The organism is Bdellovibrio sp. HCB288 (assembly GCF_047305935.1).
Classification (GTDB): domain Bacteria; phylum Bdellovibrionota; class Bdellovibrionia; order Bdellovibrionales; family Bdellovibrionaceae; genus Bdellovibrio.
This window is the reverse complement of record NZ_CP178619.1, coordinates 3,269,860-3,286,179: the sequence shown is the minus strand read 5'-3', so window position 1 is coordinate 3,286,179 and position 16,320 is coordinate 3,269,860. Positions and strand designations below refer to the sequence as shown.

Genomic DNA, 16,320 nt, shown 5'->3' with positions numbered 1-16,320 from the left:
GAGGTTGCATGAAAAGAATAGTATTTATATTTCTCGCAGGGATATTGGTTTGTTCGGGTTGCAGTCGTTTGGATATCGCCTATCGCTGGGCGGATACTTATATCGCGTCCAAGGTGGATGACTATTTCGATATCTCCTCAGAGCAAAGCAAGGCTCTTAAAAAAGACATCAAAAAAGACCTGATCAGCATGAAAGAAACCCTGCTGCCCATCTGGATGGATCGTCTGAATAAGATCCAGAAGGATGTTGATGACGGCTCGCTGAACGATAAAAAAGTCGCAGGGTACTTCGGTGCATTCTTTAAGGATGTTGACCAGATCAATTCACATTTTGCGACGACGGCGGTGGATTTTATCAGCTCCACTGATACTAAACAAATCGAGTACTTTAAAAAGTCTTTCTATAAAAAGAATCAAGAAGACCTGGAAAAAGCCCAGGACTCGGCAAAGCTGGAAAAGAAGTATCGTGGTAAGTACGAAGACGTTTTTGAGATGTTTGTGGGTTCGCTGACGGATCAACAAAAACAGTTGATCGCTGATAATGTAAAAGCGGCACCTTATCCGGCAGAGCTTCGCGCGAAAAACAAGGCCTTCGTATTTAAAGAATTCATAGCTCATCAAAACTCCAAAGAGGAGATGAGGGCCTTTGTTCAAGAGTACACAACTCAGACGGATAAATTTGATCTGCCCGAGTACCGCGCAGCTTATCAGCAGTATCAGGATGGTCTGCAGACGCTGATTACACGGGTTATGACGAACCTGACTCCAAAACAGAAGATCGCTCTTAAAGAGAACATTCAGCAGAAATCCGAGCAACTGAGAACGATCTCAGCTCTGTAAAATTCCAGCACCCAAATTGCAAAGTAAGCCAGTGAGTTATTCTTACTGGCTTACTTTCGTATAAGGGAGATCTTATGAAAAAAATGGTGACAGCTTTTGGCATGATGATGATGGCTTTGACAGTTTCCGTTTCCCAGGCAGGCATGCTGACTCAGACGCAAGCCATGAGCAAAGAGCAGGCGAAAAACGTGGCCATCGTGCACGCCCGCGTAGTTGGTGCGGAGGCAGATATCCAAGCGGCTTCACGTTTGGGATATCTTCCGAAATATTCGGTCTCTTACGTTTCTCAGTTAAGATATGACGGCCAGGCTTCTGGCAGTTACCAGGTGGTGGTGGATCGTGCGGAGATGTTCCGTGCGTGCAAAATCACGATCACTATGAACGACATTACGGGTGCGCTGGAGAACAAGCAGGTTGCCTGCAAATAGCGCTAAAAATCCGAATACAGTTCCTTATCGGGGACTTTGAATTTCAGGAGGCGTCGTTACCGGCGCCTTTTGTGCGTCTTGGCCCAGGATATAGCCTACAAAATATGCAGAACAGCCTATAAGGGCTAAAATCATCCATTTTTTCGCGCGGCTCATCAAAATAGCTTTCATTTTTTTATTTTTAGCCGTTGACAAGGGACACTGGCAACTGTAATTTTGGTTTCTCTTCGAGCGCGGGAGTAGCTCAGTTGATAGAGCGATGCCTTGCCAAGGCATAGGTCGCGGGTTTGAGCCCCGTCTCCCGCTCCAATTTTTCTTCAAGAAAAATGGATCAGAAGAATCAAAATACCGAAGTTCATCTTCGGTTTTTTTATGCCCAAAATCTGGGTTTCAACCCTGGGCCAAATATCGTAAAATAAAACCCATGAAACGGATTCTGCTAACAGGGTTTGAGGCCTTCGGAAATCAAAAGATCAATCCTTCGCAGCTACTGGTCGAGCAGCTCGCAAAAGACATTCCGTCGCTCACGACACGGATACTGACTGTGCAATTTACCAAGGCTGTTTCTGAAGTCATGGAGTTGATCGATGCCCAAGGGCCTTTTGATGTGATTCTGATGCTAGGGCAGGCGGGTGGACGGGATAAGATCTGTCTTGAAAGATACGCACACAACTGGATTGAAAACACTCACGCTGATGCTAAGAATCCCGCCATTCCTGCCAAGATCATTGATGAAAAACTGCCTGTGGCCTTGATGACGACCCTTCCGATCGAAGAATTGCGTGATCATGTGAATGCGAAGTTTGCTGATGCGCCCGTGGCAGTCAGTTTGTCGGCCGGTAAGTATGTCTGCAATCATCTTTACTTCAATATTTTGAATGCTCAGCTTAATGCGGGAAATTCTGTATTATTTGTACATCTTCCATACATCCCAGAGCAGGCTCAAAGTAGTTTAGTTTCAAATATGGAATTTCAAATACAATACGCAGTTTTGCGCGAGCTTCTGGCTGTTCTGGAAAAACAACACTTGTCCTGAATAGATACGGATGGCCGGTTTTTTATAGAGCGGCCATGAACGGGCGTATAATTTCAGTTGAAAGCCACAACGGGAATGAACGCAAGGAGTATTGTATGAGCAAAAGAATAATGGCTATTTCAGTTCTATTGGCGGGAAGCTTTCTTGGTGTGCAAGTAAACGCGAAACCATCCAGTGGGGTGATGTCCTCTTTGAATGTCTATTCATACTCGAAGGAAACCAATGATTCCCCAGGGGGAGACAGCAAGATGAGCACCCGAGTTTATGACATTAAACTGGGTTATATAGGTGCAAGTGGACTTTACCTGGGTGGAATGTACACAACGAGAAGTGATGAATCAGGCTCCTCCAGCACAGACGGAAATGCATTGGGCGCTTCCATTGGGTATATAGGTGAAGCAGGTGTTTATATCATGGGTCATTACATCGTCTCGGCAAAATTTGGGGACTACAAGGAAGGCACAGGCTTTAAAGCGGATTTGGGTTATCTGTATATGTTGAACAATGTGGTGTTCGTCGGGGCAGAGCTCACTTATCGCAGTATCGATTACAAAAAGAATGATTCCATTCCAAACTTGGATAGTCACAAGGTCTCTGAAACCTTCCCAATGCTGTCAGTGGGTGTGGTCTTCTAAGAGCGAACCTTTTTCAGAATATAAAATCCAAAGTACATGCCGTTAAATAGAATCAGCGCAAGGAAGTCCTCAATGACAATGGGGGCCTTGCGTGTGATCATTGAAAAGATCAGGAATGAGTTGATCGCAACAACACCCACGGCAATCAATGCCATTTTCAACGTCAGGTGTTTTTTTAAAAACTCAAAAATCACAAATCCGCCCGTAAATTCTTTATTGGCGAAAGCCTATAAATCGGTTTCGATTTAATGGCACCTTTTTCTCAAGAAATTATCAATACAATGAAGCGGGGCGGCTCAAAATAGGGGGCTAAGGCCGGACAAAAAAAGCTTTGTCCGGTGTGGATTGGGACAAAGTTTGGTCTGTCCGGGATAGTGAATTACCCCTTTTATTTCAAATTTACATTTCCCGCCAAAAAGCGGAAACACCATCTCGTTCGAAACGATTAAAGTTTTAAAAACAAAAACACTTATTACCTCAAAGGGGAATAAAATGAAAAAATTCGTAGCAATGATCGCTCTATTGGCTGGTTCTACTGCAATGGCTCACACTGCAGACACTTCTTGGGAAGTTCTTGAGAACGATCCAACAATCAAAATCGAAGCTGGCACTGTATTCATGGGTTCTGCAATTGACTACACTTTCGTGTGTGTTGATGGCGCTAACCTACGTACTAAAAAACCAGTAGCTCAATACGATGTTATCACTATCGGTAAAAACCAACGTAAAGAAATCTACAAAGGTGCTAAATACCTTTCTACTCCAATCAACTACACTCGCACTGCTTGGGAATGTGACTGGAATGTTAACGGTAAACACCGCACTTGCGCAGACAAAGTTGTATCTGGTTCTTACGCTTTGACTGTAACTGCTAAAGTTTCCAAAGTTCTTAACACTAAGAACGGTTACGAAAAATTCTTGTTCAACAAGCAATTGTCTGTTCCAAACTGCCGTTAATTTGCAGTAGGAAGCTTCTTGGGGCCTAACGCAAGGTCCCAGAAGCATTTGTCTCGTTGCATTGAACCCCTTCCTGAGATAGTGAAAGCCATCAAAATTGAAGGGGATCAATGGAGATTCAAAGCGCCGACCTTAAACCTGCTGTAAGCACAATTCCGGACCAAGTGTCCCAGGATATTGAGGCTTACTTGTTGCGTTTTAAGGACCCTAAAAAGGGTCTGAACATGTTAGCGACGAAGTCCCGGATCCACGTAAAGACCCTGAATAGATTGCGAGAAAAAACTCACAACCCTAATTATACGACTCTTTACAAACTGTACTCCTGCTTACTGGAAACAAGTGATTTAAACCACTTGGTCGAAAAAACGCCTCCGTTGGTTCGCGAAAAGCTGGAGAAAACAGATCCTCAATTAAAGTCTTCGCCTCTTCATCGCTTCAGTTTCGATCTTGAAGCAGATTTGCAAAAAGATCCTTGTTTCACGGAACTTTATGTTTTGTCTGAAACACGCCCTTTCGACGCCAGTTTCGTTCAACAGAGATTCGGTTCTTATGGTCTTAGCGTGCTCGAACGCATGATTGACCTAAAAGTTCTCCGACCCCTCGGGAATGGACTTTATGGCCAAGGTGAGGTGAGAGCACCATTTTCATCCACGACTATTAAATCAGTCGGGTTGAGACTTACAGAGCGATTCTTAAAGCCGGATAATTCCGACGTTAACTTCGCAAACTTTATGTCCGTTTACTTCGAAAACGTAAGTGAAGAGACATATCGTGAATGGATTTTGATTGAAGAGCGCGCATTCAAAGAACGCGTGGCGCTTCTGGAAAAGCCGCAGGCAAAAGGGAATATCCCGGTATTTGCATTTACGGCGATTGATACACTTTTGGAGACTGAATAATGAAACTGTTTATCGCACTACTTATCGCTTCTGTTTTAGTTGTTGGCGCAAGCCAAAGTGCACACGCTGGTGGCGGATCTTCCGGTGGTTCTGGTAACCAACCTCCCCACGGTACAGGTCGCTAGTCGATTCTGAAAATTTTGATTTAAAAACTAAAAAACCCGGTACAGCAATGTACCGGGTTTTTCTTTTTTGGCTAGTAGATGCCTAAGATCTTCCACCAAGCGGCGCCCAGGCCCATGAATATCAAAAGATAGACCACAGAGAAGATAAAGCCGATTCTCCACCAGTCTTTCAGCTCCACATAGCCGACACCGTATAAAATCGGCGCAGGTCCGTGTGCATAGTGAGTGAGTACGCCGGATAAGGAGCCGGTAAAGCCCAGCATCAGCGCCAGAAGCTTTCCTTCGATTCCCACGGCAATTCCCACTGCAAGCATGGCGGAGTACATCGCGGCCACGTGGGCCGTTGCGCTGGCAAACAGGTAGCGGGTATAGAAATAAACCAGAATAACCGCCGGGAATGCCCAGTACCATGGCAAGTGACCGAGTTCAGATTTTACAATGGCGCTAAACCAGCTGACAAAGCCCAGTTGATTTAACCCCTCCGCCATCATGACCAGAGCCGAGAACCAAACCATGGTATCCCACGCACCTTTTTCACCTTTGACGTCTTCCCAGGTGAGCACTCCACTTAGAAGCAGGAATCCCAAACCAATCATCGCGCCCACTGTGGCGTCGATTTTCAGTTGTGGACCAAAGATCCACATCACTAAAAGCATCACGAAGGCTACCACCATCAGCCACTCATTGCGAGTCACGGCCCCCAGATCTAAAAGTTTCTTTTTAGTGTCCTGTTGAACGGCTTTGGTGTCTTTTAATTCTGGCGGATAAATTTTAAACAACAACCACGGTGTCAGAGCTAAACATACAAGACCCGGAACGATTGCCGCCATGGCCCATCCGCCCCACGAAATTTCCACTCCCAGATCCTTTGCGAACTTCTGGCACATGGAGTTTGAGGCGGTCCCTGTGATGAACATCGCGGCCCCAAGCAAATTGGCATAATAAGAATTCAAAGTCAGATAAGCACCCATTTTACGGTGAGTTTTTGGATCGGCCGGATCTGAACCAAATCCCATCGCAATGGATTTCATGATGGGCATCAGAATACCGCCGGCACGGGCCGTATTACTTGGCGTGGCCGGTGCCAGAACCAAGTCTGAAAATGCCAGGCCATAGGCGATTCCCAACGGAGAGCCCCCCAGTTTGACGATAAACCAGTAAGCGATTCGTCTGCCCAGTCCTGTTTTGATGAATCCGCGTGAAATAAAAAACGCGATGGTGATCATCCAGATAGTGCCATTGCCAAAACCACTTAAGGCGAGCTTAACTGATTGTGACATGTCCCCGGGTGCTCGCAGCTGCAGTGCTGCGACCAAGGCGATGGAAATCATCGAAATACTTCCCATCGTGGCAGCCTTGATGACGATTCCGAAAATCGCGGAAATGAATATCGCAAATAAATGCCAGGCATTTTCCTTTAATCCCTCGGGAGCGGGAGTGATCCATAGAAGGACGCCAAGAATGAGTACGGCAATCCATGCTTTATAGTTCATTTCCTTTTCGCTGTTCATTTGAATCCTTTCGGTAAACAAGTAAAGGGTAGGGGTAAACTGAATCCGTGTAAAGAAGCTTTGGTTTGTTAATCAATATGAAAAGAAAAAATAATAGGAAGGCTTATGCAGTTGCTTGCGTTGGTAGGCCATACAGGTATCATGGTTGTAATGCGAATCAGACAAGTTGGATTTTCCTCAAGACTCAAGGCTCATCGGAAACTTCTTACGTATGAAACTTTAAAGTTCATCGTGGAGTATTTCCGAGACGGAAACGCACGTCTGGCAGCGTTTCGCTCTGGGGTACCTGAAAATTACGCATCCAAACAAGGGGCATGGCTTAAGAAGCATCCGATTGTTGTGGCTGCAATGGAAGCGGAAGTGGATGAGCGCGAAATGCTTCGTTTGCAAAAAGCCGTCGCAGAGATGGATCGTCAGATGGATATTTGTAAAGACATTTTAGGTTTGCAGGATTTTTAATGAACAGAATTTCTAAGTTAGTCTTGTCTCTGATTGTGGGTTTTCCTGTTATTTCACAGGCGCAGCTCTTTTCCGCTATGGCTCCGCCCAGTCGACAAAAAGGTGTGCTTTCCTATTCCGGCTCGATTCAGCCTGAAACCAGTTTGGCGGATGGCAGTGAAAATGCCAGTATGAATCGCGGTACGGTTGTCGCGACCGTTCCGGTCTATAAAACTGATCAAGAGGCCTGGGCGGTGACCACGCTGGGGAATTGGATAGATCTTTATCCCGATCAAAACAACATCATGCCGGATCTTTATCAGGTGGATGTTGGGGTGACTTACAGTCGCATGATCAATGAAAAGAAATATTGGGCGGCGAACGTCAATTTTGGTTCCGCCAGCGACAAACCATTCAAAGATCCCAGTGTGAACACCATCGGTGCAAACTACTTTTATGTGAATCCTGTGGATGAAACTGCCACGTGGATTTATCTGGTGAACTACTCGAACAATCGTCCCATTCTGAATAACATCCCGATTCCGGGGTTTGCTTATATGTATACGCCATCGAAAACTTTCCGCGGAACATTCGGAGCACCATTTGCGCAGATCTATTGGGAGTTTGTGGACCGCTGGTCTTTGAACTTTTTCACCCTGATTCCGTGGGTGATTAAAACGTCCGTGGACTATTCGATTGCGGGTCCGATGAAGGTTTCCTTGGGGCTCGATTTCTTTCAGTCGACTTACTATATTTTTGGTCGTGAAAATCGTCAGGATCGATTGTTTTATGATGAAAAGCGCCTGTTCCTGGGCTTCAAATCGCCTCTTTCAAAAACCTTTATGCTTGAGGCCGAAGCTGGGTATTCCTTTGATCGCCGGTATTTTTCTGCCGAGAACTATGAGCCAAACCCAACTAATGCGGTGGCTTTGGGCAGTAGTCCCTACGTTAAATTAAACTTAACGGCATTCATGTTTTGATTTGTTTTAGCGGATCGCTGGAAGAAAGCGAGAAACGGAAGCATTAGCAAAAAACACCGGCTTCTGCGTCTTAGCAGAAGCAATTTTCAGGTAGCTGCTCAAAAGCAGCGCCAGGAAAATAAAGAACCAATTGCTTGGCGAAAGGTGTAAAAGCATACGTCCTTAGGAGCTTTTTTTGCTCTTCAAGTAACCTACATAGTATTCGATACCGCTGGTTATACTCAAAATGACGCTAACCCACAAGACCGCGTAGCCAACTTTGTCCAAATAGGGGATATATTCGTCCACGTTTCCAATAATTACACAGGGAATGGCCACCATCTGCATCGCGGTTTTCCATTTTCCAGCTGGCTTCGCGTCAATTATGATTTGATCTGCCGCAGCAACTGAGCGGATGCCACCGATAAAGTTGTCCCGAGCCAAGATAATGATCACCATCCAGGCATCGATTTTACCCAAGGCCAGGAGCATCGCCAGGATGCTGGTGACTAAAATTTTGTCAGCTATTGGGTCCATGAATTTCCCGAAATTGCTGACAGCATTGTATTTGCGGGCGTAGTAGCCATCGAAATAGTCAGTGATGGATGCCAACATAAACAGCACAGCGGCGACGATATTCCAAGCAAGCTTGTCGGGCCACATTGCGCCCACCACTAGCGGCACCATAAAAATGCGACTGACGGTGATTCTCATTGGAAGATTTTTTTGCCACTCAGTGACTGCCATGTGTTCTCCGAAAAAAATAATGCGTAGACTTAAACTAACAATTTAGTCTAGAAATAATCAATGTTTATTCATCGTCACAAAGTGCAGTTTTACGAAACAGACCTCATGGGCATTGTTCATCACAGCAATTACCTGCGTTTTTACGAGGAAGCGCGCGTTGCGTGGGCCATTGGCATGGGTTTGATTGATTACCAAAAACCGGAATCTGCCAGTTACTTTGCGGTGTACGAAACTCAGGTGAAACACCTGAAACCCACGTTCTTCGGGGACGATCTGGAAATTGAAGTGCAGGCCCGGGTTGAGGGCATGCGTTTGATTTTTCAGTATCGCATGCGGGGGCGTGGAGACAGCACATGTTCGGTTGCACAAACCGTGCACGTGGCGTTGGGGAAAGATTTGAAACTTATGAGATTACCGGCCGAAATCAGGGCCGCAGTGGAGAAAGAATCATGGACAGAAACCTGGCTTTAGAATTTGTACGTGTAACCGAGGCAGCAGCACTTGAGTCCGCTCGTTGGATGGGTCGTGGCGATGAAAAAGCCGCTGATGCTGCAGCGGTGGATGCCATGAGAAAAGCTTTCGACGTTCTTCGTATGGACGGAACTGTGGTGATCGGTGAAGGTGAGCGCGATGAAGCTCCGATGTTGTATATCGGGGAAAAAGTAGGTCAAAAGACAGACGATGCTCCTGCCTTGGACATTGCTTTGGATCCATTGGAAGGAACTACGATCTGTGCGACAGGTGGACCTGGTTCTATCTCGGTCATCGCGGTCGCTGAAAAAGGTAAATTCCTGCATGCACCAGACACTTACATGGATAAAATTGCCTGCGGTCCTGGTGCCAAGGGTAAAATCGATATCGACAAAACTCCGACTGAAAATGTCGTGGCTGTTGCCAAGGCGTTGGGTAAAGAAGTGAGCGACATGACTGTTGTGATCTTGAACCGCCCTCGTCATAAGGAGTTGATTGATGAAGTTCGTAAAACAGGTGCGCGTATTCAGTTGATCGGTGACGGCGACGTTTCTGCGGCTGTTTCTGCTGCATGGCCGGATTCTGGTATTGATTTGCTTATCGGTATCGGTGGAGCACCGGAAGGTGTGATCTCCGCAGCAGCAATGCAATGCCTGGGTGGGGACTTCCAAGGTCGTTTGAAATGGAGAAACGAAGAGGAGAAAGCTCGTGCTTCTAAAATGGGTCTTAAAGATCTTGATAAGAAGTTTACCTGCGATGAACTTGCCAGCGGATCAGTTATGTTTGTGGCAACCGGAATCACAGATGGATCCTTGTTGAAGGGGGTTCGTTTCCTTCCAGACGGAAAAGCAAAAAGTCATTCGATCGTGATGCGTTCTCAGACGGGAACAATCCGTACGATTGAGTCGTTCCACGACTTCACCTGGAAAAAGAGAAAATCTTAGTCATGAGTGCTCAGCTTTTTTGTTTTAGTTGCAAAAAAGAGATGACCTTCGCAGGCAACATCGGCCGTCGTGAGGAATGTCCTCACTGTCGCGCCGATGTCCATGTTTGTAAGAATTGTGACTTTTATGATCCCAAAGTTTATAACGAATGCCGCGAAACTCAGGCCGATGTTGTGCGCGAAAAAGATCGCGCGAACTTTTGCGATTACTTCACTCCCAGAAAAGGGGGAGCGGGTCAGGAAGATCAAGCAGCCAAATTGAAAGCCGCTGCAGAAGCCCTGTTTAACTTTAAAAAGTAGCTCACCAGACGTTGGTGAGCTATCCATCCCGGTCTTTAGGGATTTTTCCTTTAAAACTCGAAATTAAAAATGAGTCTTCAGTCGGTGGTTTTCGATCACCTTTCAACGTACTATTTTGAATGTGACCTGATTGGGAATTTCGAAGGAGGGCTCAGATGCCTAACAAAGAAACACCTCAAAAAAATGGTGCAAGAACAAGTGGTAAAGCCGACTCTCCACCAAAGTTTTCTGAAGACACCCATAAGCGTTTGCGGGCGTCCGAGGAGCTTCCTGCAGAAGAAGGTGGTGAGATCCGGGAAAACGCGGATGAAGTGACTTCAAAGTTTGCCCAAGAAGTCAGAAGAGATTCAAAATCGAAATACGCCACCAATGCTGAATCTTTGCGTAACAGTGAAGTAAATCAGCCCAAAGGTGGTCATGAGAGTGGAAGAGATGGTAAAACTCGAACACAGTTGTAAGTTGGAGTAAAATATCAAACTCAGAAACTCGAGTAAGAATGCGCAACATACGTGTTGCGCATTTTTTTTGTTTGCGTACAAAGAGGACGTGTTTCAAAACTACAATATCTTCGCAATCAAGGACTCCATAAGATGACTTCTTGTGACGCACCTGTTACCGTGAATTGACATGAAAACATTGAGCCCGGTGGTTTTGGATAATATCAATTTGGACTTCTGCCGTCGTAGCAAAGCTGCGGCCGTAGGCTTTACGGTAGTGTTTGGTATCCTGTTGATTAAGCCCATTGCAACTTCTCCGGAGTTTTCCCTTCTCCATCAACTTGCCGCAGGAATTGGATTTCTCTGCAGTCTGACGCGTTTGTTTTTCGCCATCAAAATCAGCCGTGGCGGATTTAAAATCATGTATCGCTGGGGTAGGATACACGCAGGTATCATCGTTGTAGCTACGACCTGTATGAGTGTTCTATGTTCTTTGGGTTTTTGGGATCCGCAAAACTCTGATTCAAAAATATTTGTCACTTCGTTTATCGTCAGTGCCATTATGGCAGGTTCCGCCACTTCGCTGGCGCTGAAACCACGCATCTCGATTTATTTCCTGTTGATGGTGGGAATTGTTCCCGGAATGTTTTTGGCATTTTCCAATCATCAAGGGGAGCTTCCTTACGGTATCTGGACGATCTTCGTTTTCACTTTCGTCGTGTATGTTTACGGAAACTCCCGCGAGTTTTTCCAAAGCATGGTGGCCAGGTATGAAACAGAAGAAGCACTGAATATTGAAAAACAGAATCTGACTTTCGCCATTCAACAATTGAAAACCACTCAGGATGAATTGTTGAACCAAAAGTCCCGTGCTGAATACTCGGCAAAGCTCGCATCATTGGGGGAAATGGCCGGGGGCATCGCCCACGAAATCAACACGCCTCTGAATGTGATTTTACTCTCCGCCGAGCAGCAGATGGAACTGATGGAGGATCCGCAGCTCAATAAATCGCTGATGAAAGAGTCGATCGAGAAAGTACAATCCACAACCAATCGTATTGCTGCCATCGTGCGCGGTCTTCGCACCTTTGCCCGGGATGGCGCCAAGGATCCCATTGAGCCGGTTCCGTTGCAGATGCTGATCGATAACACCTTGTCGCTATGCTATGAAAAATTCAAACTCAACAATGTGGATCTGCGTCTTCCACCGGTGACCGATCTGGTGTTGCATTGTCGACCGGTGCAGATATCACAGGTTCTATTGAATTTATTGAATAATGCTTTTGAGGCGATTCGCGAGCTTCCGGAAAAATGGATTGCCATTGAAATCAAAGATCTTGGTGAAATCATTGAGATTCGTATTACTGACAGCGGCAGCGGAATTCCTGCTGAAATCCAAGCGGAGATCTTCAGACCCTTTTATACAACGAAAGAGATCGGTAAAGGGACGGGCCTGGGGCTTAGTATTTCAAGGGGATTGATCGAAGCTCATCATGGGCAATTGTTTGTGGATACCAATCACCAGCAAACGAGTTTTGTGATTCATTTGCCAAAATAGCTTTGCAGGCCCAGCGTTTAAAGTCTAATTAAGAGCGTGCTTAACCATATCCAAAAGTTCGATCCGGTTGACGGGTTTTAAAATAAAGCCCACGCAATTGGGATTTTTACGAAGTTCGTCCTCGTCACCGCCAACATAGCCCGAGATAAACATGACGGGTGTCTTGGTTTCTGGTGTGGAGCTGATTTTTTTTAAAAGCTCAAAACCATCGCAAACGGGCATTCGAATGTCACTGATGATTAAGTTCGGTCTCCAGGTTTTGAGTTTTTCAAACCCAACGGAACCATTTTCCGCCAAAGCCACTTCGTAGTCCGCTTTGGTCAGGAAGTAAGAGATAAGGTCGCGCAGATCTTTTTCGTCATCAACGATGAGTATTTTTTGTTTCACTTACTCTGGGCTCCTTAGGGATACCTTGTATAAAATAATACTCGCAGATTTGTCCAGCTAAGTCCCAGACATGAACCCAACATTAAGGCGATGTAACATAAGTGTACTTGGTGGTCTAGGCTAGCGTTGACTGTCTGTGAACTGAAAGTCACAGTGTTTGCATATGGCAAAAGCATCAACGACAGAAGTTTTCAACTGCACCCCAGAGCAATTCTTTAAAATCATTTCTGATTACGACAAATACCATGAGTTTTTAGCAGAAGTGAAACAATGCAAAGTCCTTAAAACCGAAGGCAATCGTAAATTGGTTGAATACAATGTTGCGGTTGTAAAAACCTTTAAATACTCCCTTTGGATGACAGAGACCGCACCCAGCAGCATCACTTGGGAATTCGCCTCTGGAGACATGTTTAAAACTTCAGTGGGTTCCTGGAAGCTTCAGGATGAAGCTGGTAAAACACGCGCCACTTACTCAGTGGAGGCGACTTTCAATATGTTTGTGCCAGGTCCTATTGCCAATGCCTTGGTCAGCGTAAATCTGCCAAACATGATGAGCTCTTATCACAAGCGAGTAAAACAGTTGTATGGCGTCTGATTCCGGCTCGAAGAAGGATGAAAAAGAATCCCCAGCGGACTTTAAAGGTCTTCTGGGTGACACGGTAAAAAAAGTTTTTACCGCAGGTGTCTCGGCCGCTTTTATGAGCGAAGAGGGACTTAAGTCTTATCTTTCTGAATTGAAACTGCCGAAAGAGGCGTTAAATCTTCTGATTCAAGGTGCAAACAAATCCAAAGATGAAATCACCCAGCGTGTGACCAAAGAGGTTGTGGGGATTATTCAGAAGATCGACTTCGTGAAGGAATTTTCCAAGTTCGCGGAAACGCATAAATTTAAAATCACTGCCGAGATCGATATCATTAAAAAAGACTCCGGCAAAAGTAAGCCCACTGACGAAGTCTAGACCTAAATCCGTCTCAAGTTGAGAAAAATCAGACCGACAAGAATGTCATGATGGAAACAGAAATCCTGACATTCATATCGGTTTTGCTTTTTTGTTTTTGCTGCCGCCAATTGATACATTCAGTGGTTCGGCCGATTCCTCTTTTGGCTTCCGAAAGACCTTACGCACATCGCGCCATGCAACTTGGCAAGGGCTATAAAATTATGGCTTGGGCTTTGATGACTTCGGTCTTTATGGTCGGTACCGCTGTGTCATTTTATCAGGTGTTTACAACAATCTGATTCCTGTGTTTGACTGGGTGAGGAGGTGTTTGTGAGCTCCTTTTCCACTGTCAATCCTGCTACTGGTGAGCAATTAAAAAAATTCGAACACGTCACCTGGGATCAGGCCGAGCTGATGATCCTGGATGCAAAAAATGATTTCAATCAATGGCGCAAATTCAGTTTCCTGGAGCGCTCGAAAGTCCTTAACAATCTTGCTGCAAGTCTACGTAATCACAGTGACGATCTGGCATTGCAGATGCATTTGGAGATGGGAAAGCTGATTCCGGAAGGAAAGGCCGAAGTTGAAAAATGCGCGGTCACCTGTGAGTATTATGCCAAAGAAGCGCCGGCTATGTTGCGCAATCAAAGCAGTGGTTCACCTTATCAGTCTGCCGAAGTCAGTTTTCAACCTTTGGGTGTGATTTTTAGTATCATGCCGTGGAATTTTCCATTGTGGCAGGTGATTCGCTTTGCAGCCCCGGCTTTGATGGCGGGGAATGTGATTATTTTAAAACACGCGGATTTAACCGCCGGGGTTTCAGAAAAGATCGGGCAGATTTTTAAAGATCTGGTTCCGGGCTTGGTGCTGCTGCGTAATTGTCAGGCGGATCACTCCGTCGCAGAAAAAATTATCTCTCACCCTCTGGTTCGCGGTGTGACTTTCACCGGCAGCACTGAAGGGGGTCGCTCTGTGGCAACCACGGCTGCAAGGAATCTGAAAAAAATCGTTCTGGAGCTGGGAGGCAGTGATGCCTACATCGTCTTGGATGATGCGGATGTTTCCTGGGCGGCGAAAACCTGCGCGAAAACGCGGTTGCAAAACTGCGGGCAAAGCTGTGTCGCCGGCAAACGCTTTATCGTCGTGGAAAAAAATCTGGCGGAATTTTTAAACGCCATGGAACATGAGATGAAGATTCTGCCGCTGGCGCCGTTGGCCAGCAAAAGATTTCAGGCAACCATCATCACGCAGGTTGAAAAACTTAAAAACTGGGGTGGTAAAATTCTGCTGGGTGGGACGGCTCCCCAGGGGCCTGCCGCCTTTTATCCGGCGACATTGGTGTTGTTTGAAAAAAATAATTCAGAAGTTCATCACGAGGAAGTCTTTGGACCGGTGGCGATGGTTTTTGTTGCGAAGGATGCCGCGGAGGCCATGGCTATCGCGAACTCTTCCCCTTTCGGATTAGGGGGCGGGGTGTTCACGAAGGATTTGCAAAAGGGCAAAGAGTTGATTGAAAAAGAAATGGAAGCTGGATTCGTGGTCGTGAATGACTTTGTAAAATCCGATCCGCGTGTGCCTTTCGGCGGAGTGAAAGAATCCGGATACGGTCGCGAACTGGGGCATTTTGGAATTATGGAATTCGTGAATGTGAAGACGGTCGGAGTGGGAGCAGTTCAGTGAAGCGATTGACCGCAAAGGTGCGAGCTAAGCAGGACCTGGATCATCAGGTTTGGAAGTTGATAAAAAAATTTGAACTGCAGGATAAAAAATTTCTGGTGGCTTTGTCTGGGGGAGTGGACTCGGTGGCGCTATTGACAGTTTTGTCGAAGCTGCTTCCTGGTACGCACCTGGGGGCGTGTTATTTTCATCACGGTGACGACAAAAATCAGGAGTATCGCAGCGACGCCTTGGAGTTCTGTGAAAAGCTTTGTAAAAAGCTGGACGTCTCTTTTTTTGCATTAAAATCAAAAGCTCTGGCAAAGTCAGAGGCCCAATATCGTGAACAGCGTTATGAGGCGCTGGCGCGTCTGCAGCGAGATGAAAACTTTGAGGTCCTTGCCACAGGACACCATGCCGACGACCTGCTGGAAACACGTTTGATGCGCATTGTGCGTGGGACAGGGGGCCAAGGTTTGGTTGCGATGTCCTATTTCAGTGGCGGTGTCTTCAGGCCCTTTCTTGAGACGCCCAAGGTCGAGTTGCGAAAGTACCTGCGTGCTGAAAAAATACGCGCCTTTGAGGATCCCTCCAATAGATTGCTGGACCCATTTCGTAACTGGATTCGTGAGGATTGGTTAAAGTCCCTGGAGAAACGGCAAAAGGGCGCAGTGAAGAGTCTGGCAAGATCCTTGGAGATCCTTGCTCAGGAGCTGCAATCCGTGGATCACAAGCCAGGGAGTGATTTACTAGCTCAGAATGAGGCTTATAAGTCACAGAAATCACATGGTCTTTCTCGGCCCTTTTACCTAACGTTAACTCCTTTTGAGCAGCGAAGATTGCTGGCGCAATACTTATTTGCTCTTGGAAAACGAGATTTTTCACAATCTCAACTTGAAGAAATTCAAAAGCGCCTGGACAAATCGCAGAAAGTGATCAGCTTTAAGGTCAGCGGTTGTCAGTGGGAAATTAACGCAGAGCAAATCAAGGTCGAGTCCTGAACTGCTCCGCAAAGTTGCTTTTATTAGCTCACGGCTTCTGTTAGTCTTAAAT

The 16,320-nt window shown here is 46.0% G+C and carries 24 protein-coding genes and 1 tRNA gene; 20 read left to right on the top strand and 5 right to left on the bottom strand.

Features of this window, described 5'->3' with window-relative positions:
- The first annotated feature begins 8 nt into the window (after positions 1 to 8).
- From ACLVWR_RS16135 to ACLVWR_RS16115, 5 genes are all read left to right on the top strand, one after another.
- Positions 9 to 839 (top strand): DUF6279 family lipoprotein, encoded by an 831-nt coding sequence (locus tag ACLVWR_RS16135; protein WP_413581627.1) that lies wholly within the window; start codon positions 9 to 11, stop codon positions 837 to 839.
- 74 nt (positions 840 to 913) lie between these two features.
- Positions 914 to 1,267, top strand: a complete 354-nt coding sequence (locus ACLVWR_RS16130; protein WP_413581626.1) for a hypothetical protein — start codon at positions 914 to 916, stop codon at positions 1,265 to 1,267.
- A gap of 233 nt (positions 1,268 to 1,500) precedes the next feature.
- Positions 1,501 to 1,576 (top strand) — tRNA-Gly (locus ACLVWR_RS16125).
- Positions 1,577 to 1,691: 115 nt separating this feature from the next.
- Positions 1,692 to 2,303, top strand: a complete 612-nt coding sequence (locus ACLVWR_RS16120) for a pyroglutamyl-peptidase I (RefSeq protein ID WP_413581625.1) — start codon at positions 1,692 to 1,694, stop codon at positions 2,301 to 2,303.
- 95 nt (positions 2,304 to 2,398) lie between these two features.
- Positions 2,399 to 2,938 (top strand): hypothetical protein, encoded by a 540-nt coding sequence (locus tag ACLVWR_RS16115; protein ID WP_413581624.1) that lies wholly within the window; start codon positions 2,399 to 2,401, stop codon positions 2,936 to 2,938.
- On the opposite strand, the gene ACLVWR_RS16110 is transcribed toward ACLVWR_RS16115, so the two are convergent.
- A complete protein-coding gene (locus tag ACLVWR_RS16110; RefSeq protein WP_413581623.1) occupies positions 2,935 to 3,132 on the bottom strand; it encodes a hypothetical protein in 198 nt (65 codons plus the stop codon). The two genes, ACLVWR_RS16115 and ACLVWR_RS16110, sit on opposite strands and share 4 nt — an antisense overlap.
- Before the next feature lie 298 nt (positions 3,133 to 3,430).
- Here ACLVWR_RS16110 and ACLVWR_RS16105 point away from each other — a divergent pair, with 298 nt between their 5' ends.
- The 3 genes from ACLVWR_RS16105 to ACLVWR_RS16095 all read left to right on the top strand — a co-directional run bounded on the left by ACLVWR_RS16105 (position 3,431) and on the right by ACLVWR_RS16095 (position 4,919).
- Positions 3,431 to 3,895: a hypothetical protein gene (locus ACLVWR_RS16105; protein ID WP_413581622.1), complete on the top strand. Its 465-nt coding sequence runs from the start codon at positions 3,431 to 3,433 to the stop codon at positions 3,893 to 3,895.
- Between the two features lie 110 nt (positions 3,896 to 4,005).
- A complete protein-coding gene (locus ACLVWR_RS16100; protein WP_413581620.1) occupies positions 4,006 to 4,794 on the top strand; it encodes a hypothetical protein in 789 nt (262 codons plus the stop codon).
- Positions 4,794 to 4,919 (top strand): hypothetical protein, encoded by a 126-nt coding sequence (locus tag ACLVWR_RS16095; RefSeq protein ID WP_413581619.1) that lies wholly within the window; start codon positions 4,794 to 4,796, stop codon positions 4,917 to 4,919. Before ACLVWR_RS16100 ends, ACLVWR_RS16095 begins: the two co-directional genes overlap by 1 nt.
- 71 nt (positions 4,920 to 4,990) lie before the next feature.
- On the opposite strand, the gene ACLVWR_RS16090 is transcribed toward ACLVWR_RS16095, so the two are convergent.
- Complete coding sequence (locus tag ACLVWR_RS16090) at positions 4,991 to 6,430, bottom strand: anion permease (RefSeq protein ID WP_413581618.1); 1,440 nt, start codon at positions 6,428 to 6,430, stop codon at positions 4,991 to 4,993.
- A 105-nt stretch (positions 6,431 to 6,535) separates the two neighbouring features.
- On the opposite strand from ACLVWR_RS16090, the gene ACLVWR_RS16085 reads away from it, so the two are divergent.
- Both ACLVWR_RS16085 and ACLVWR_RS16080 read left to right on the top strand, forming a co-directional pair.
- Positions 6,536 to 6,889 (top strand): hypothetical protein, encoded by a 354-nt coding sequence (locus ACLVWR_RS16085; protein WP_413581617.1) that lies wholly within the window; start codon positions 6,536 to 6,538, stop codon positions 6,887 to 6,889.
- Positions 6,889 to 7,848 carry a hypothetical protein gene (locus tag ACLVWR_RS16080; protein WP_413581616.1) on the top strand — a complete coding sequence of 320 codons (960 nt, stop codon included), beginning with the start codon at positions 6,889 to 6,891 and terminating at the stop codon, positions 7,846 to 7,848. The genes ACLVWR_RS16085 and ACLVWR_RS16080 overlap by 1 nt, the downstream gene beginning before the upstream one ends.
- Before the next feature lie 6 nt (positions 7,849 to 7,854).
- On the opposite strand, the gene ACLVWR_RS16075 is transcribed toward ACLVWR_RS16080, so the two are convergent.
- Positions 7,855 to 8,004, bottom strand: coding sequence for a hypothetical protein (locus tag ACLVWR_RS16075; RefSeq protein WP_340597314.1), 150 nt, complete (start codon positions 8,002 to 8,004; stop codon positions 7,855 to 7,857).
- A 6-nt stretch (positions 8,005 to 8,010) separates the two neighbouring features.
- Entirely contained in the window at positions 8,011 to 8,574 is a 564-nt protein-coding gene (pgsA, locus tag ACLVWR_RS16070) for a CDP-diacylglycerol--glycerol-3-phosphate 3-phosphatidyltransferase (protein WP_340597315.1), read from the bottom strand.
- Positions 8,575 to 8,634: 60 nt separating this feature from the next.
- Between pgsA and ACLVWR_RS16065 the strand changes: the two genes are divergently transcribed.
- The 5 genes from ACLVWR_RS16065 to ACLVWR_RS16045 all read left to right on the top strand — a co-directional run bounded on the left by ACLVWR_RS16065 (position 8,635) and on the right by ACLVWR_RS16045 (position 12,283).
- A complete protein-coding gene (locus tag ACLVWR_RS16065; protein ID WP_413581615.1) occupies positions 8,635 to 9,045 on the top strand; it encodes an acyl-CoA thioesterase in 411 nt (136 codons plus the stop codon).
- On the top strand, positions 9,024 to 9,989 hold the full coding sequence (glpX, locus tag ACLVWR_RS16060) for a class II fructose-bisphosphatase (RefSeq protein WP_413581614.1): 966 nt from the start codon (positions 9,024 to 9,026) through the stop codon (positions 9,987 to 9,989). Before ACLVWR_RS16065 ends, glpX begins: the two co-directional genes overlap by 22 nt.
- Positions 9,990 to 9,991: 2 nt before the next feature.
- Positions 9,992 to 10,288, top strand: coding sequence for a hypothetical protein (locus ACLVWR_RS16055; RefSeq protein WP_413581613.1), 297 nt, complete (start codon positions 9,992 to 9,994; stop codon positions 10,286 to 10,288).
- 155 nt (positions 10,289 to 10,443) lie between these two features.
- Positions 10,444 to 10,746: a hypothetical protein gene (locus ACLVWR_RS16050; protein ID WP_413581612.1), complete on the top strand. Its 303-nt coding sequence runs from the start codon at positions 10,444 to 10,446 to the stop codon at positions 10,744 to 10,746.
- Positions 10,747 to 10,915: 169 nt separating this feature from the next.
- Positions 10,916 to 12,283, top strand: a complete 1,368-nt coding sequence (locus ACLVWR_RS16045) for a sensor histidine kinase (RefSeq protein WP_413581611.1) — start codon at positions 10,916 to 10,918, stop codon at positions 12,281 to 12,283.
- A 24-nt stretch (positions 12,284 to 12,307) separates the two neighbouring features.
- Here the strand turns inward: ACLVWR_RS16045 and ACLVWR_RS16040 are convergent, their stop codons facing one another.
- Positions 12,308 to 12,670: a response regulator gene (locus tag ACLVWR_RS16040; protein WP_413581610.1), complete on the bottom strand. Its 363-nt coding sequence runs from the start codon at positions 12,668 to 12,670 to the stop codon at positions 12,308 to 12,310.
- A 163-nt stretch (positions 12,671 to 12,833) separates the two neighbouring features.
- Between ACLVWR_RS16040 and ACLVWR_RS16035 the strand changes: the two genes are divergently transcribed.
- From ACLVWR_RS16035 to tilS, 5 genes are read left to right on the top strand one after another with little or no spacing between them, the layout of a single operon-like run.
- Positions 12,834 to 13,265 (top strand): type II toxin-antitoxin system RatA family toxin, encoded by a 432-nt coding sequence (locus ACLVWR_RS16035; RefSeq protein WP_340597322.1) that lies wholly within the window; start codon positions 12,834 to 12,836, stop codon positions 13,263 to 13,265.
- Positions 13,255 to 13,629 (top strand): hypothetical protein, encoded by a 375-nt coding sequence (locus ACLVWR_RS16030; RefSeq protein WP_413581609.1) that lies wholly within the window; start codon positions 13,255 to 13,257, stop codon positions 13,627 to 13,629. Before ACLVWR_RS16035 ends, ACLVWR_RS16030 begins: the two co-directional genes overlap by 11 nt.
- Before the next feature lie 47 nt (positions 13,630 to 13,676).
- Positions 13,677 to 13,910: a hypothetical protein gene (locus tag ACLVWR_RS16025; RefSeq protein ID WP_413581608.1), complete on the top strand. Its 234-nt coding sequence runs from the start codon at positions 13,677 to 13,679 to the stop codon at positions 13,908 to 13,910.
- 31 nt (positions 13,911 to 13,941) lie between these two features.
- Entirely contained in the window at positions 13,942 to 15,291 is a 1,350-nt protein-coding gene (locus ACLVWR_RS16020) for an aldehyde dehydrogenase family protein (protein ID WP_413581607.1), read from the top strand.
- A complete protein-coding gene (gene tilS, locus ACLVWR_RS16015; protein WP_413581606.1) occupies positions 15,288 to 16,268 on the top strand; it encodes a tRNA lysidine(34) synthetase TilS in 981 nt (326 codons plus the stop codon). The genes ACLVWR_RS16020 and tilS overlap by 4 nt, the downstream gene beginning before the upstream one ends.
- Positions 16,269 to 16,320: the final 52 nt, after the last annotated feature.